We start from the raw sequence: 15,434 nt of genomic DNA, 5'->3' as shown, positions 1-15,434 counted from the left end.
ACTATTAATTGGAAAATAGAGATGTTACAATAAGCGGGAATTTACCAGCCACGGAGAACAGATGGAAGGGGCCAACAATGTGAATACATCTAAGAAAATCGGAATTACTGTGCTGACGGGAGCGGCGGTTTTGCATATGGCAGGAGCAGTGTCAGCGGATGATGCTGTCGAGACCGATCGCGTCATCGTTGAATTGGAGGCGGGAGCACGCAGCCATGCATTGACAGGGGAAAAAATCGAAGCTTTGGAGGTCAATACAGCCAATAAGCTGGTGACGGTCGAAGTGCCGAAAGGGCAAAGCGCAGAAGCATACATAGAAGAACTCGGCGCGGCGCCGGGCGTGGCGAATGTCGAGCCGGATCATTTGCTCAAGACGACGGCGGTGTCGAACGATCCTTATTATTCATTCCAGTATCATCACGGATTGATCGGGTCGGAACGTGCATGGACGAAAACGATGGGCACGACGGATGTATTGGTCGCCGTTCTGGATAATGGATTCGATTTGGACCACCCAGACTTGAAAGGTCAACTCGTCAGTTCCTATGCAACAGCATCGAGCATAAGCGAAGACGACCACGGCACGCATGTTGCGGGCATCATCAACGCTGCACATAATAACCGGACTTACGGCGCGGGTGTTGCACCAGACGCTGGGGTGCTCGCGATTGATGTGTTCGAAGGAGAAGAGGCATATTCGTCCGATGTCATCGAAGGCATTTATTACGCGGCGGATGCCGGGGCGGACATCATCAATATGAGCCTGGGCAATTATTACAAGAGCGAGTCCTATCAAGCGGCGATTGACTATGCGCATGAGCGCGGCGTATTGGTGATTGCGTCTTCCGGAAATGATGACACGGACGAGACGCATTATCCATCGGGTTACGAAAACGTTGTCGCGGTCGGATCGACAGACCGTGCTGACCGGATTTCGTGGTTCTCGAATTATGGTGCTGACCAAGACATCACGGCACCTGGCACCGGCATTTGGTCGACAATCGCGGGCGGAAGCTTTTCATCGATGAGCGGAACTTCGATGGCGGGACCGGTCGTGGCAGGGGTCGCAGCACTCGTGAAAGCGAACGAGCCGGATTTGACGAATGAAGAAATCGCCCAGCGGCTGTATGATACCTCGGTCGACCTCGGCGCTGCCGGCAAAGACCCTTATTTCGGCCACGGCCGGGTCGATGCGGAAGCGGCTTTGATGATTTTTGATATCGAACAGCCGTCAGTGAATGCTGTCTATGAAAGCTCGGCGGAAATCACTGGCACTTTGAATCAACCCGTAGAAGACGCCGTGATCACTGTTGATAATGAAGGCGGTGAAATCGCGCGCCAAGAAGGATACACGGGAGCGGGCACGTTCAGCGTGGCGATTCCGAAGCAAACAGCGGGAAGCGCGTTGACGATACTGGTGCGCGACCGCTACGGCAATGAAAGCGAGGCGCTGGAAGTTATCGTGCAAGAAACGGGGCCGGAAGAAATGCCGGAACGCATATCCGGCACTAGCCGCTATCAAACGGCAATCGCGATTTCACAAACCGGCTGGGATGAGGCTGACACAGTGGTCCTCGCCACTGCAGGCTATTTCCCGGACGCACTGGCTGGCGGGCCGCTCGCTTACCTGGAAGATGCACCGATTTTATTGACGCGTACAGGTGAACTTCATTCAGGAACGCGCGAAGAAATCGAACGGCTTGGCGCTGACAAGGCGATCATCCTCGGCGGAAGCATCGCCATTTCCGGTGCAGTGAAAACGGAACTAGAAGACATGGGACTTGCCACTGAGCGCATCGGCGGCAAGTCGCGCTATGACACCGCTGCGTTGATCGCAGAGAAATTGGACTCGGAGCGTGCGGTCGTCGCAAGCGGATTGAACTTCCCGGATGCTTTATCGGTTTCGCCATATGCCGCGAAAAACGGCATACCGATTTTGCTGACGCGCAGCGACTCCTTGCCGAACGAGACCGCTACCGCGCTTGAACGCTATACGTCGAGCTACGTCATCGGCAGCACCGGCGCCGTCAGTGAAGAAGTGTTCGCCCAGTTGCCGGATGCCGAACGATTCGGCGGCAAATCGCGCTACGACACCGGTTCCGAAGTCGCGACACGGCTTCCGCTCGGCGACAGCCGCGCCTTTATCGCTACTGGACTCGACTTCCCGGACGCGCTGACGGGCTCTGTGTTGGCTGCGAAAAACGACGCGCCGATTTTGCTCGTGCGCCCGGATCGCATCCCGAAAGCAACTGAACAGCAGCTGCCGGTGTATCATGGCTTCTCGATCTTCGGAGGCACCGGCGCGGTGTCGGACGGAGTGAAAGGGATGCTTGGGCGGTGAGTAGTGTCCCTGTGTTAGACACAATTCGTCGGGCAGGAACTTTGTCGCGGCGGTGTTTTTCCGTTCGCTTGTCCCTGTGTTAGACACAATTTAAACGCTGTATCCTGCTCATGGATACAGCGTTTTATTTTGGGCAGATATAACAACTGCTGAGTATCGCGATGGATTTCTTCTTTCGTTTTTTTAGTGAATTTTAATTGTGTATAGTCAAAATAATTTCACAAATTGCAATAACATTTCGTCAACAAAATGTCTCTAATTAGCATAAATTTATCATAAAATGTATGCTTATTTTAACGGGAACAATGATTATGGCACTGAATCTGAAGAGTGATAAACAGTGAATTCGTGGCGATATGCTGGGACTCCTTGAGTAGAGGCAAAAGTTCTTCTGTCTAGTGAGGGCATAGCCTTTGATACGGCAGGGACATTTGCTTAAGAAAGGAAAGAGAAGCTGTCATGAAGTTGATTAAAGTCGCAGACTACAACGAAATGAGCCGGATCGCAGCTGACTATGTCATCGATAAACTTCACCGAAATCCGCAAATCAAATTGGGGATGGCGACAGGCGACACGCCAAAAGGATTGTATCGGGAATTGATTTCCGACCATGTGATGAACGGCACTTCCTATAAACACGTCCAGACATTCAATCTAGACGAGTACATCGGATTGTCCGGACACGATTACCAGAGCTACAGGTACTATATGGATACGCGGCTGTTCGACCATATCGATATCGATAAAAAGAATACGCACCTTCCAAAAGGTGATGCGGTGGATGAATTCGCAGAAGCTGAGGCGTACGAAAAGCTCATCCAAGACAGCGGCAAGGTGGATTTGCAGATTCTTGGCTTGGGCGGCAATGGCCACATCGGCTTTAATGAGCCCGGAACTCCATTCGATTCAAAGACGCATGTCGTGGAATTGACGTTCGCTACAAGAACCGCGAATGCCAAGTTTTTCGGAAGTCTCGATTTGGTGCCGAATCGGGCGATCACGATGGGCATATCCACCATTATGGGAAGCGAAGAAATTCTATTGCTTGTCTCTGGTGCGGCAAAAAGCACAGCTTTAAGCCGTTTGGTGCTTGGGGTAATTGATGAAGGATTTCCTGCGTCGATAGTAAAGACGCATCAAAACGCTACTATCATTGCCGATGAAGCAGCTTTGCAGTACTTGGACAGTATTGCGTTTGGTAATGTCCCTGTGCACGATGCAATTCATGGGGGAGAAATGTTGATATAGCGGGGTTTTGGTCGCTGGGCGTCCCTGTGAAAGACACAATTTAAAAGCCTGGAAAGCGCTGCTTTCCAGGCTTTTTGTATGGGAAAAATTCATTTTCAGCCCTTGTCCAGACAGTACTTATGCCCATCGAATCAAAAAGGGACACATGCGTTTATTGCAATGCGTATCGGGAAAAAGTCATTAAGCTTTAAACGCATGCGAAGCGTTCGCATGTGGGAAGGAGAGAAGATTTAGTGGAAATACATCCCTTATTATTGGTGCTGATCATTTTCAGTATCAGTTTAAGTTTTGTCACTTTGTCGACGATTCGCATGATTCTAATGGTAAAGGGTTATCAATATTCAGCGGCCGGCCTGTCGATTCTCGAAGTCATCATCAACATTTTGGGACTTGGTCTGGTCTTGGACAATTTAGCGAATGTGCAAAATTTATTGGCGTACGCGTTTGGTTTTGCGGCCGGCATCATCGTCGGTTCAAATATTGAAGACAAACTAAGCCTTGGCTATGTGACGGCGAATGTCATTTCGCAGGACAGCAGCGGGCGGCTGGCTATTCAATTGCGCGATAAAGGATATGGCGTTACGGATTGGGAGACAAACGGCTACGAAGGGAAGCGCAGCTCGCTTCAGATCCTGATGCCAAAAAAACAGGAGCCTGAGCTTTACCGCATCGTGAAAGAGTTGGATCCCCACGCGTTCATCGTTGCTTATGATGCGAAAACGATCTACGGCGGTTTCTGGATCCGTGCGTTGAAAAAGCGGACGATTACGGTCAGTGATTAGATGTCCCTGTGTTGCACACAATTCACAGGGATGAATTCCAGGTATAGAGGCATTTCTCTGCTCGAATGTCCCTGTGTCAGACACAATTCAACAGAAAATAAGAAGCCTCTATCCGCCCAAAAGACGGATGGAGGCTTTTATCATTTTTATGGCACATAGCGACTTTGACGAAAACCTGCAGCCGCACACTACATTTCCGGCGGGGCAAGTTCCTCCACATGCTTGTCTTCGTCCACTTGTTGCTTGTATTTCAGGCAGTATAAGCAATAGGCGGCGTTGGTTTGTGCGAAAGGCTCGGGCATTAACGTGGATAGAATGGAGCGGTCCAAAAACGGCGGAGCCGGCAGATCCTCGTTCCAATAGTACGGAAACGAGCTATACGGATAGTGGGCCAGGCGCTTGACCATAGGCGTGGATGTTTGGATGGGGTTGCGATGGATATAGCTGCTGACGACCAATAAACCGTACGGCGAAGCGACTTCCTTGGCGAAATATCGCTTTTGGTAGATGCGCCCGAGATGCCCGTAACGCTTGCTATAAGAATGACTATAGCGGCGATTCACCAAGCTCATGATTTTGCTGAGCGAATCTTGCTCCGGTTTAATTAAAATATGATAGTGGTTGGACATGAAGCACCAAGCAAGAATCTTGAATGGATAATGCTGATGGACATGCAAGAATGCCCGCTTCAATTCAAGCATATCTTCTTTTGTGTTGAAAATGGACTGCCGGTTATTGCCGCGCATAATGACGTGGTAATAGGAATCCGGGTTGAAATTGCGTCTTCTCGTCATGTGAGGCCACCGCCCGATTGGGGGACGTTGACAAATGGAGTTAGGTAACTGTTTTCTTGTGGAGGAGAATTAAAAGTGGTAGTTGAAGAGCTTTTGCGGGGCGCTGAATGTGTGTAAGAGGAAATGGAGAAAATGCTTATAAAAATCCCTTCTTTCTATAGAGGATATATTCACGTTTAGTATAATCGACGGGTGAAAAATAGTATATAGAATTTTGTGTGGCACGAAGGTTTCTGTGGAATTGTGTGTAACACAGGGACAGACGGCCACTGAAATGCCGATATAACAAGGATTTCGCCCGTCGAATTGTATGGAGCACAGGGAGCCCCAGTGAAGAGGTTTGTTTAGACATATGAATATGGGGAATTTTTAAACTGACTATTATCTCAAGAGGAGGCGCTACCGTGAAGAAAAATATCGGCACGTATAACTCGATGTTTCGCATTGCCGGCGGCTTGACGTTGCTTGCGTATGCGACGGCGAAAATGGCGCGTGAAGGCACGTCCGCTGTACAGCTCGGAGTGGCATTTGCCGGCGCGCAGAAAGTCGGGGAAGGCATAACTTATTATTGCCCTGTGGCAGATGCATTGAATTTAGAAGGTTCGAAGTTTTTGAAGTAAGAGAGACCGTCTCCGGCGACAGCTGGGGGCGTTTTTTTGTGCTTGCAGAATTGTGTCTAACACAGGGACAATCCAACAGCGAAATGCCTATACACCAAGGGATGCGCCCGTCGAATTGTGCGCAACACAGGGAACCGAGCAGGAACCGAGCTAGAAGGGTTGACTAAAAAAGATTACAGTTGTAAACTAAGGTCAATCGATTACAATTGTAAACGAAAAGGGAGGCATGCAAAATGGCAGTTGAAGAGAAAGTGGAGATGACGGCATCAGAGCGGGAAATCATGCGCGTAGTTTGGACGCTTGGCGAGGCGACGAGTAAAGATATCGTCGATGTGCTGGAGGCGAAAAAAGAGTGGAAGCCGGCGACGGCCAAGACGTTTATTGGCCGCTTGGTGAAGAAGGGCTTTTTGCTCGCGGAGCCGGAAGGCAATAAATACATTTATTCGGCTGCGATCAGCGAAGAGGATAGCGTGAAAACGGCCGCGCACCGGCTGTTCGATCAGATCTGCCATAAGCAGGCGGGCAAGACGATCGCGGATATGCTGTCAGAGGCGCCACTTAGCCATCAGGATGTTGAATTAATTCAGCAAGTACTCAATGACAAAAAGAAACACGCGGTCGATGAAGTGGCATGCAATTGCGTGCCGGGCCAGTGCAAGTGCAGCACGCATTGATTTTAAAATAGAGAGGTGAAACGCAATGGAGAAATTATTGACAATCGAAGGGATGACGTGTGCCTCGTGCGCACAGTCCGTCGAGAAATCCGCCGGCAAACTATCCGGTGTGGAAGAAGCGAGCGTCAATCTCGCGACCGAGAAACTGAAAGTCCGCTTTGATGAACAAGCGGTTTCAATAGAAGAGATTTACGAAGCGGTGGAACAAGCCGGCTATAAAGCGCTGGCCCCTGCCGAAACGAAAACCTTCACGATTGAAGGAATGACCTGTGCATCCTGTGTGCAATCGGTCGAGAAAGCAACGAGAAAGCTAGATGGCGTCGCAGAATCGAACGTCAACATGGCCACCGAGAAAATGGTCATCCGCTTTGACCCGCAACAAATCACAGTGAATGATATCAAAGCTGCAGTCGCGGATGCTGGCTATACAGCAATCGAGGATATCGACGGCGAATCAACTGCCGATCAGGATCGTGAGAAAAAACAGCAGCATATCCACTCGATGTGGCGGCGCTTCTGGATGTCCGGCGCATTGACGATTCCGTTGTTGTTGATTTCGATGGGGCATATGATCGGCATGCCGCTACCAGCAGTGGTTGACCCGATGTTTAATCCTGTGAACTTCGTGCTGGTGCAGCTCGTGCTGACCATACCGGTAATGGTTCTTGGCAAAAACTTCTTCACGGTCGGCTTCAAGACTTTATTCAAAGGCCATCCGAATATGGATTCGCTGATTGCGCTGGGAACTAGTGCGGCTTTCATTTACAGCGTTATCGCGACTGTTTTCGTCTTGATGGGCAATACGGGGTACACGACGAATCTTTATTACGAATCAGCCGCCGTGATTTTGACTTTGATTACTTTAGGGAAATATTTTGAAGCGCTGTCGAAAGGAAAAACGTCCGAAGCGATCAAGAAATTGATGGGCATGGCACCGAAAACAGCGGTCGTCGTACGTGATGGCGTGGAGACAGAAATTCCCGTCGACGCTGTGGAAACGGGCGATATCGTCGTCGTTAAGCCCGGCGAGAAGCTGCCGGTCGACGGCATTGTTGTAGAAGGTGCGACAGCGATTGATGAATCGATGCTGACGGGCGAAAGCATGCCGGTCGAAAAAGCTGCCGGCGACCGCGTCATCGGGGCGAGCATCAACAAAAACGGCGCGATCCGCTACGAAGCAACCAAAGTCGGCAAAGATACGGCGTTGGCCCAGATCATCAAATTGGTGGAAGACGCACAAGGATCCAAAGCGCCGATCGCCAAAATGGCGGATATCATTTCCGGCTATTTCGTGCCGATCGTCATCGCTATTTCCATTCTTTCCGGACTGGCTTGGTATATTGGCGGACAGTCGGGCTTGTTCGCCTTCACGATCGCCATTTCCATCTTGGTCATTGCCTGCCCTTGTGCGCTCGGTCTTGCGACGCCAACGGCTATCATGGTCGGCACCGGCAAAGGCGCAGAACATGGCGTTTTGATTAAAAGCGGCGGCGCACTCGAGACGACGCACGCCATCGATACGATCGTTTTCGATAAAACCGGGACGATCACGGAAGGCAAATTGACCGTGACTGATGTATTGATTGCACAAGATGGTTTATCAGAAGACGAATTGCTGAGCCTTGCCGCATCGGCTGAAAAAGGCTCGGAACATCCGCTCGGCGAAGCGATCGTCAAAAGCGCGGAACAGCGACAACTGACGCTGAAATCGGTGGAGCGTTTTAACGCGATCCCTGGCCACGGCATCGAAGTATTAATTGAAGGAAAAGAAATCCTGCTCGGCAACCGCAAGCTGATGGACGATTCCGGAATTGCGCTCGGCGAATTTGCAGCAGCGTCTGACCGCATTGCGAATCAAGGGAAGACCCCGATGTTCGTTGCTGTGGACGGAGAATTTGCAGGCATCATCGCCGTATCCGATACGGTGAAGCCATCGAGCGTCCATGCCATCCGCAAGCTTCAGGACATGGGCATCAAAGTAGTGATGCTGACGGGCGATAATAAATTGACCGCCGCAGCAATCGCCAAGCAAGTTGGCATTGACGAAGTATTGAGCGAAGTCTTGCCAGAAGAAAAAGCGAACGAAGTGAAGAAATTGCAGGCACAAGGCAATAAAGTGGCAATGGCCGGCGATGGCATCAACGACGCCCCGGCGCTCGCGCAAGCCGACATCGGCATCGCCATCGGCTCCGGAACGGACGTTGCCATGGAATCGGCGGACATCGTTTTGATGCGCAGCGATTTGATGGACGTGCCGACAGCGATTCAATTGAGCAAATCGACTATCAGAAACATCAAGCAAAACCTGTTCTGGGCATTCGCCTACAACGTACTCGGCATCCCGATTGCCATGGGCATCCTGTACTTGTTCGGCGGACCGCTCTTGAACCCGATGATCGCGGCTGCGGCGATGAGCTTCAGTTCCGTATCGGTACTGCTCAACGCCTTGCGCTTAAAAAACTTCAAACCAGCTGCGGTTTGATGGGTGAGTTGAGTGGATAATAGTAGAAAATGAAAGGAGTTTGATGGAAATGGATAACAAAACGGAATTGGTGCTCTATACGCGCCTGACTTGCTCAGATTGCCAGGACGCGAAAGCTTATCTGGCAGAGCATAACATCCCGTACGAGCATAAAGACGTTGGCGCGGACCCGTCGCTCGAACAAGACATGAAAAACATATCCGGCGCCAAGATCGTGCCGGTATTCGCCTTCTATAAAAAGGGATTGTTCGGCAAGAAGCTGACGCATCATTTCATCGGCTTCGAACGGAACCGCCAGGAGATAGTGGACTTGTTGTTGTAGATTTTGTCCCTGTGTTGGACACAATTCACAGAGGCAGAATGTTGTCGCACCGGGATTTCGTTTGTCGCTTGTCCCTGTGTTCAACACAATTCGACATATCTTTATACCAAAAAGCCGCTTCCATCAAAAATGGAAGCGGCTTTTTTACATATTTTTTTATTCCTTACAGCCCAGGCAAAATCCCTGAGAACAAGTTCAGGATAAAGACGGTGATCAGTGCAGTGACGCCGGCGATGAAACCGCCGCCAGTCCAGGCAAGAAGCGTTTGGGGAACAGTGAGTTTCCCGAAGCGGTTGACGACCCAGAAGCCTGAGTCGTTCGGCAAGGACAAGCCGATTCCGCCGGCACAGATGGCGAGACCCAAAAGGATCGGGGAGACGCCGAGTTCTGCGACCATTGGCCCGAGAATGCTCGAAGTGGTGACGAGCGCGACAGTTGCCGAGCCGAGTGAAGCGCGCAGGATCTGCGAGAAGATGAATGCCAGCAAGAGTACCGGAATGCTCCAGCTTTGCATTGTTGAGATCAAGTGATCGCCGATGCCGCTGTTGTTGATGACGGCACCGAATGCACCGCCGGCTCCTGTGATCAGGATGATGATACCGGCAGAGTTGATGGCTTCGCTATACAAGCGGTTGTTCGGGATGGAAATATAAGGGCGCAGGAAGATAATCGCTGCGAACACACTGATCAAGAGGGCAACGTTTTTCTCACCGACAAATCCAAAGAAGCTGGAAACAGAAGTTTCAGGCACCAAAAGTTGGGACACTGTATTTGCCAAGATCAACACGATCGGCAATGCCAGCATGAAGAAACTCAAGGCCGTGCTGATTTCTTTTTTCGGCAAGTCTTCTTTTTCCACGATGATTTCTTCGATTTCGCCGGAATGCTTGACGCGTTTTCCGATGAACATGCCGTAAAGATAACCGCCGACCAATGTCGCTGGAATGGCGACGATGATGCCGTAGATGATGAACAGGCCAAGTTCAGCGCCGGTGTTTTCTGCAACGACAAGCGGGCCGGGTGTCGGGGCGATCATATTGTGCGACACGATCAAGCCGACACCGAGAGCCGTGACGAAGCTGATGACCGAAATGCCGGTTTTGCTGGAAAGCGAACGGATCAAGCCGCTCAAGATGACGAAAGCAGCGTCAAAGAATACCGGAATCGAAACAGCGGTACCGGTCAAGGCAAGGCCTGCCGGGGAGCGTTGGATGCCGAACACTTTCAAAACCGCTTGTGCGATTTTCTCGACCGCGCCGGACGCGCCGAGGAATTGGCCGAAAATGACGCCAAGGCCGATGAGGATCCCGACGCCTGCAAGCGTATTGCCGAATCCGGTCGTGACGGTCGATGCCACGTCTTGCAGCGGCATGCCGATTGCGAGCGCAGTGAGCACGGCGATAGTAATCAAGGCAAGGAATGGCTCGATTTTTAATTTAAGAATGGCAAAAAACAAAGCGGCGAGCGACAGAACAAAAATCACAATCAACAAATTTCCTGTAACCATGTGAACATCTCCCTTATCGGTAAAGTTTGGTGGGGCAGCTTATAGCCTAGAAGCCAGTGGCGCTGCCTATATGAGCCTTAATTTTTTAATGAATGCAAAAATTTCCCTCAAATAATAAAGCTTGTTATTCGCAATAAATCAATCAAGCATCCGGATTTTTCAACAGACGGACAAATCGCGCCATGACCGGCGTGATGGCTTGTTGCATGCCGGCCATCATATCGGACAGGTGCATCGGCTGATCGGCCGCTTGTTTCAAATACTTTGTCGCAGCGAGCGACACTTCCGTATTGACATTGACTTTGCAGATGCCTTTGGCGACCGCTTGTTGCATCGTATCGTCCGGAGTGCCCGAGCCGCCGTGGAGCACGAGCGGGACGCCGACAGCTTGGCGGATGTCGTCGAGTAGCCCGAGTTTGATATCCGGTTCGCCGGTGTACATGCCGTGGACGGTGCCGATCGATGCGGCGAGGAAATCGACGCCGGTTTGGTCGACGAATTCTTTAGCGGACGCGGGGTCCGTCAAGGCGCCGGTGCCTTCTTCTTCATCGGAGAACGCGCCGCGGGCAGTGGAGCCGATTTCCGCTTCGACACTGACGCCTGCCTGATGCGCCAGTTCGACGATTTCTTTCGTGTAGGCGATGTTTTGTTCGAGCTCATGTTTCGAGCCGTCGTACATGACGGACGTGAAGCCGCAAGCAATCGCGCGGATGATGGATTCTTTTTCGTACGCGTGGTCGAGATGCAAGGACACCGGGACGGACGCTTTTTCCGCCAAAGTTTTCGTGAGTGCCGCAAAGCCTTCGACGTCGACAGTGCCGAAATAACGTTCGCCGAGCGCGATGATGACGGGCTGGTTTTCTTGTTCCGCTGCCTGGATTGCAGCCTGCAAGGTTTCGAGGCTGTAAACATTGAATGCGGCGACCGCGTAGTGTCCGGCTTGTGCCGCTTGTAACATTTCTTTTGTTTGGATAAACATTCACACACCGCCTTTTATTGTATTCGCTTACATGGATGGCAAGCGGCAAGTGCCGCCTTGCTTATCCGTGGAGGATTTCCGATACATCTTTCAAACTGGTTTTCGAGCCGACATTGCCCGGGAAAATCACGTAAGCCATTCCAGGGAATTTGCTTTCGCTGCCCGTCAGCCATACCGGAATGCCGGGTTGGATCTGGCCCGCGACCGTGGCGCGCTGGACGCTTAGGCCGTTGGTGCCGATATCGCTCGAGGTGATGCCGCCTTTTGCGATAATGAAGCTCGGGCGCACGTGGAGATTTTTGACGATGCTCGTGACGGCGTCCGAAATCTTCACCGACAGCTTCAATTCTTCTTCTTGCTGGTTGTCGCCGAGGTCGAGCCGTTCGCGTTTCGTGTAGACAGCGACGGTCTGGCCCTCACGAATCAAGCGCTCGCTCGTGTCGATGACGCGGTTGATTTCCGCTTCGAATTGTTCGGGGTGCAAGACCAGATGGACATCGAACTCGATGAATTCGATAAAGTCGCACGTCTTCAACACTTCGAATTGCTCAGTGGTCTTTTTCACATGGGAGCCGATCATGATGAGCCCGCCGTTGTCGCTCGGTTCAGTGATCAGTTCTTCTTTCGTCAGCAAGGCTTTGTCGCTGATGCCGCCGATGATTTTCGTCAAGGCCGCTGCGCTGCGGAACATAAACTGCTTGCCGGCGTTCATCGCGCGGATCAAGGCGATGACGACGACTTTGGCATCTACGTACTGTACGGCGTTGACGATCACTTTATTGAAATCCGTAACAGTCATCAGCTGGTCGACGAGATGATCGATGCGCAATGCGCGGATGTCTTCGAGCGACAGATAGACCGCGTCTTGTGCTTTGAAGGCACCATTTGACTTTTCTTCTGCCCATTCGCCGAGATGCGATGCCGTATAGCCGAACGTGCGGTCTTTCGCGAATTCGGTTTCACCGGCCGGCACCAACTGCTCGCCGTCCTGGACGTAATGGATGTTATTGATGGTCAAGCGGCCGCCTTCTTGGAAGAACGGCATGATGACTTCGCCGTCGAATGAACGATCGGATTCGGATTCGACCGTGTTTTTCAGCACTTCGGTTTCGAGTGGGTAATGGCCGCGCAAGGTCGAGTCGCCGCGGCTGATGATGATGAAGTCTTTATCGTGCTTCGCGGCGGTTTCTTGGATAACGCGCGCGATGTCTTCATGCGCTTGTTTTGTTTCCGCTGCCGTAAAGCCTCTGGAATTGGTGAGGATGAAGAACATCGACTGCTGTTCCTTAAATCCAGCGTCGATGCTTTCTGCTGTCCAGTCGGTGTAGACTGAAACGCTGTGGACGGTTTGCACGCCGGTCGGATCGTCGTCGAGCACGATGATTTTTTTATTGAAATCAAGCAGCTCTTGCTCAAGCATTGCGTCTACTTTTGCGGCGTCCGGAACTGCCGGTAATGAAGCAAGCACGTCGTGTGCGTTTAGAATTTCAGAATGAGCCATCCGTTACACCTTCCTTACTTCGACATTCGCTAACTTTTCATAGTATTGGACGATTCCGCCGTGGTCGTCGGCTGCTTTGCCGTCGACTTTCAAGGCGTGGAAAATCTCCACTAGTTGGCTCGAAAGCGGAAGCGGCACGCCGATTTCGTGTGCGGTCTCCATCACGTTCGTCATGTCTTTCAAATTAATGTCGATGCGTCCGCCTGCTACGAAATTACGGTCGAGGATCAACGGCACTTTAGCATCGAGCACTGCGCTGCCGGCTAAGCCGCCGCGGATCGCTTGATACATTTTCTCCACATCGATGCCGGCTTTCGCTGCAAGTACGAGCGCTTCGGACATCGCCGCAATGTTCAAGTTGACGATAATCTGGTTCGCGAGTTTAGCGGTGACGCCGCTGCCGTTATCACCGACAAGGACGATATCGGAGCCGACGCATTCGAAGACATCTTTGACGGATTCGAAAACGCTTTCTTTTCCGCCCGCCATAATCGCCAAGGTGCCATCGATGGCTTTCGGCTCTCCGCCGCTAACAGGTGCATCAATCATGTCGACGCCTCGCTTCGCTGCTTCGTTGGCAATTTCAACCGAAGCGACAGGGGAGATCGAGCTCATATCAATGATGACCGTTCCTGGTGTGGCGTTCGTCAAAATGCCGTTGTCGCCGAGGACGACTTGTTTCACGTGATGGGACGCTGGAAGCATTGTGATGACGACATCACAGGTTGCACCCATTTCTGCAGGGGTGGCGAATTGTGCGCCGGCTCTGATAAGTGTGTCGACAGCCTCTGTGTTGAGGTCATTGACCGACACTTGGTAGCCTGCTTTCAGTAAATTCAATGACATCGGTTTGCCCATGATGCCGAGCCCGATAAATCCTATCGTTTTGTTCATTGATGATTGCTCCCTTCAAATTCACAAAGCTGCCATACATAATAGCGCTTTCATTTTGGTATTAATCAATATAGTACACATTATCATTCATTTTGTATACAAAATATTTTAAAATGTATACAAAAAATATAGTGGCTTTTAAATTTTTCCAATAGAACTTATACTTTGTAAGGAGAAATAAATTAGCCAGGAGTCGATTAGCATGACCAAAAAAGCCACACAGCTTGCGTATATCCAAGCTTACGAATATATCCGGGACCGGATCCTGAACGGTGAACTCGAGCGCGGCACGAAATTGGTGGAGGAGCGGCTCGCCGAAGAGATGGGCATCAGCCGGACGCCGGTGCGCGATTCCATCCGCAAGCTCGAGCAAGAAGGGCTCATCAAAGACAAACGCGTCGTCAACCCGAGCGACAGCGACTTGCGCGACGTCTTCCAAGTGCGCACCTTGCTCGAAGGCTTCGCCGTGCGCCATTGTGCGATGTACATGGGCGAAGGCGATCTGGACAAATTGCGTGGATGCGTCGAAGTCGGCCGTACCGGCACGATGGAAGAAGTCATGGCGGCGAACAAGGAATTCCATGAAATCATTGTCGGCGCCACGAACAATCCCGTCATGATCGACATCTTCGAACGCATGCAATCGATCATCTACCTGTTCCGCAAGACGGTCGTCTACCACAAACGCCCGCTGTTGATCGACGAACATCAAGACATCTACGAAGCCATCGCCAGCCACGATGCAGACGAAGCGGAACGGCTCATGAAAGCGCATCTGCAGCTAGACCTGGAGTTCTGCTTGAACCGTATGAAGGGGTAGGGGCTTTTCGGGTTTGGTTTCCCGTCTTCTGTCCCTGTGTTAGACACAATTCACAAGACAGAAACGCTGATGGGGCGGGATTTTGGCGCGGAAACGTCCCTGTGCAAGACACAATTCGTTAGAAAAAAGAAGCATCCATCCGTGAAAACGGATGGATGCTTCTTTAAATTGTGTGGCGCACAGGGGCGCATCAGAAAAAATGTTTTCACGAACCCTTGCGGCACGTGGAATTTCCAGAAAGAACGACGACGAAATTGTGTGGTACACAGGGACACAGAAATAATTGATGAAAGTAGTTCTTATTACACTAATTAAATACAATAAAATTACTTTATAAATTTTTATAGTTCTAAAGATTTATGTTTATTAAAAAAATATAAATATTTCGTAGTGACATAGGCTAAAAGGCGTGATACAATGATTTTAATTTAATGAATATTCAAATTTTTCACTAAATATACACCATATCA

At 50.9% G+C, this 15,434-nt stretch carries 13 protein-coding genes; 8 read left to right on the top strand and 5 right to left on the bottom strand.

The window, feature by feature from the left end; all coding sequences use genetic code 11:
- Positions 1 to 79 precede the first annotated feature (79 nt).
- From M1Q06_RS12345 to M1Q06_RS12335, 3 genes are all read left to right on the top strand, one after another.
- Positions 80 to 2,341 (top strand): cell wall-binding repeat-containing protein, encoded by a 2,262-nt coding sequence (locus M1Q06_RS12345; protein ID WP_434399786.1) that lies wholly within the window; start codon positions 80 to 82, stop codon positions 2,339 to 2,341.
- A gap of 459 nt (positions 2,342 to 2,800) precedes the next feature.
- Positions 2,801 to 3,589, top strand: coding sequence for a glucosamine-6-phosphate deaminase (gene nagB / locus M1Q06_RS12340; protein ID WP_434399785.1), 789 nt, complete (start codon positions 2,801 to 2,803; stop codon positions 3,587 to 3,589).
- A gap of 233 nt (positions 3,590 to 3,822) precedes the next feature.
- The gene (locus M1Q06_RS12335) at positions 3,823 to 4,371 is read left to right on the top strand and encodes a DUF2179 domain-containing protein (protein WP_434399784.1); all 549 of its coding nucleotides are present in this window, start codon (positions 3,823 to 3,825) and stop codon (positions 4,369 to 4,371) included.
- Positions 4,372 to 4,559: 188 nt separating this feature from the next.
- Here M1Q06_RS12335 and M1Q06_RS12330 read toward each other — a convergent pair whose 3' ends face one another.
- Positions 4,560 to 5,165, bottom strand: coding sequence for a transposase (locus M1Q06_RS12330; protein WP_434399783.1), 606 nt, complete (start codon positions 5,163 to 5,165; stop codon positions 4,560 to 4,562).
- 404 nt (positions 5,166 to 5,569) lie between these two features.
- Between M1Q06_RS12330 and M1Q06_RS12325 the strand changes: the two genes are divergently transcribed.
- The 4 genes from M1Q06_RS12325 to M1Q06_RS12310 all read left to right on the top strand — a co-directional run bounded on the left by M1Q06_RS12325 (position 5,570) and on the right by M1Q06_RS12310 (position 9,263).
- The gene (locus M1Q06_RS12325; RefSeq protein WP_241663150.1) at positions 5,570 to 5,785 is read left to right on the top strand and encodes a YgaP family membrane protein; all 216 of its coding nucleotides are present in this window, start codon (positions 5,570 to 5,572) and stop codon (positions 5,783 to 5,785) included.
- Between the two features lie 233 nt (positions 5,786 to 6,018).
- Positions 6,019 to 6,459, top strand: coding sequence for a CopY/TcrY family copper transport repressor (locus M1Q06_RS12320; RefSeq protein WP_434399782.1), 441 nt, complete (start codon positions 6,019 to 6,021; stop codon positions 6,457 to 6,459).
- A gap of 25 nt (positions 6,460 to 6,484) precedes the next feature.
- Complete coding sequence (locus M1Q06_RS12315) at positions 6,485 to 8,941, top strand: heavy metal translocating P-type ATPase (protein ID WP_434399781.1); 2,457 nt, start codon at positions 6,485 to 6,487, stop codon at positions 8,939 to 8,941.
- Positions 8,942 to 8,990: 49 nt separating this feature from the next.
- Positions 8,991 to 9,263: a glutaredoxin family protein gene (locus M1Q06_RS12310; protein WP_434399780.1), complete on the top strand. Its 273-nt coding sequence runs from the start codon at positions 8,991 to 8,993 to the stop codon at positions 9,261 to 9,263.
- 163 nt (positions 9,264 to 9,426) lie between these two features.
- Here M1Q06_RS12310 and M1Q06_RS12305 read toward each other — a convergent pair whose 3' ends face one another.
- The 4 genes from M1Q06_RS12305 to garR all read right to left on the bottom strand — a co-directional run bounded on the left by M1Q06_RS12305 (position 9,427) and on the right by garR (position 14,144).
- Entirely contained in the window at positions 9,427 to 10,770 is a 1,344-nt protein-coding gene (locus tag M1Q06_RS12305) for a GntP family permease (RefSeq protein WP_434399779.1), read from the bottom strand.
- A 142-nt stretch (positions 10,771 to 10,912) separates the two neighbouring features.
- A complete protein-coding gene (locus M1Q06_RS12300; protein WP_434399778.1) occupies positions 10,913 to 11,749 on the bottom strand; it encodes a class II fructose-bisphosphate aldolase in 837 nt (278 codons plus the stop codon).
- A gap of 61 nt (positions 11,750 to 11,810) precedes the next feature.
- Positions 11,811 to 13,250, bottom strand: coding sequence for a four-carbon acid sugar kinase family protein (locus M1Q06_RS12295; protein WP_434399777.1), 1,440 nt, complete (start codon positions 13,248 to 13,250; stop codon positions 11,811 to 11,813).
- A 3-nt stretch (positions 13,251 to 13,253) separates the two neighbouring features.
- Positions 13,254 to 14,144 carry a 2-hydroxy-3-oxopropionate reductase gene (gene garR, locus M1Q06_RS12290; RefSeq protein WP_434399776.1) on the bottom strand — a complete coding sequence of 297 codons (891 nt, stop codon included), beginning with the start codon at positions 14,142 to 14,144 and terminating at the stop codon, positions 13,254 to 13,256.
- 202 nt (positions 14,145 to 14,346) lie between these two features.
- On the opposite strand from garR, the gene M1Q06_RS12285 reads away from it, so the two are divergent.
- Entirely contained in the window at positions 14,347 to 14,964 is a 618-nt protein-coding gene (locus M1Q06_RS12285) for a GntR family transcriptional regulator (RefSeq protein WP_434399775.1), read from the top strand.
- The last annotated feature ends 470 nt before the right edge of the window (positions 14,965 to 15,434 follow it).

The organism is Planococcus sp. 11815, assembly GCF_051096385.1.
Lineage (GTDB): Bacteria > Bacillota > Bacilli > Bacillales_A > Planococcaceae > Planococcus > Planococcus citreus.
The sequence above is the reverse complement of the archived record's forward strand: the minus strand, read 5'-3'. Positions and strand labels throughout refer to the sequence as shown.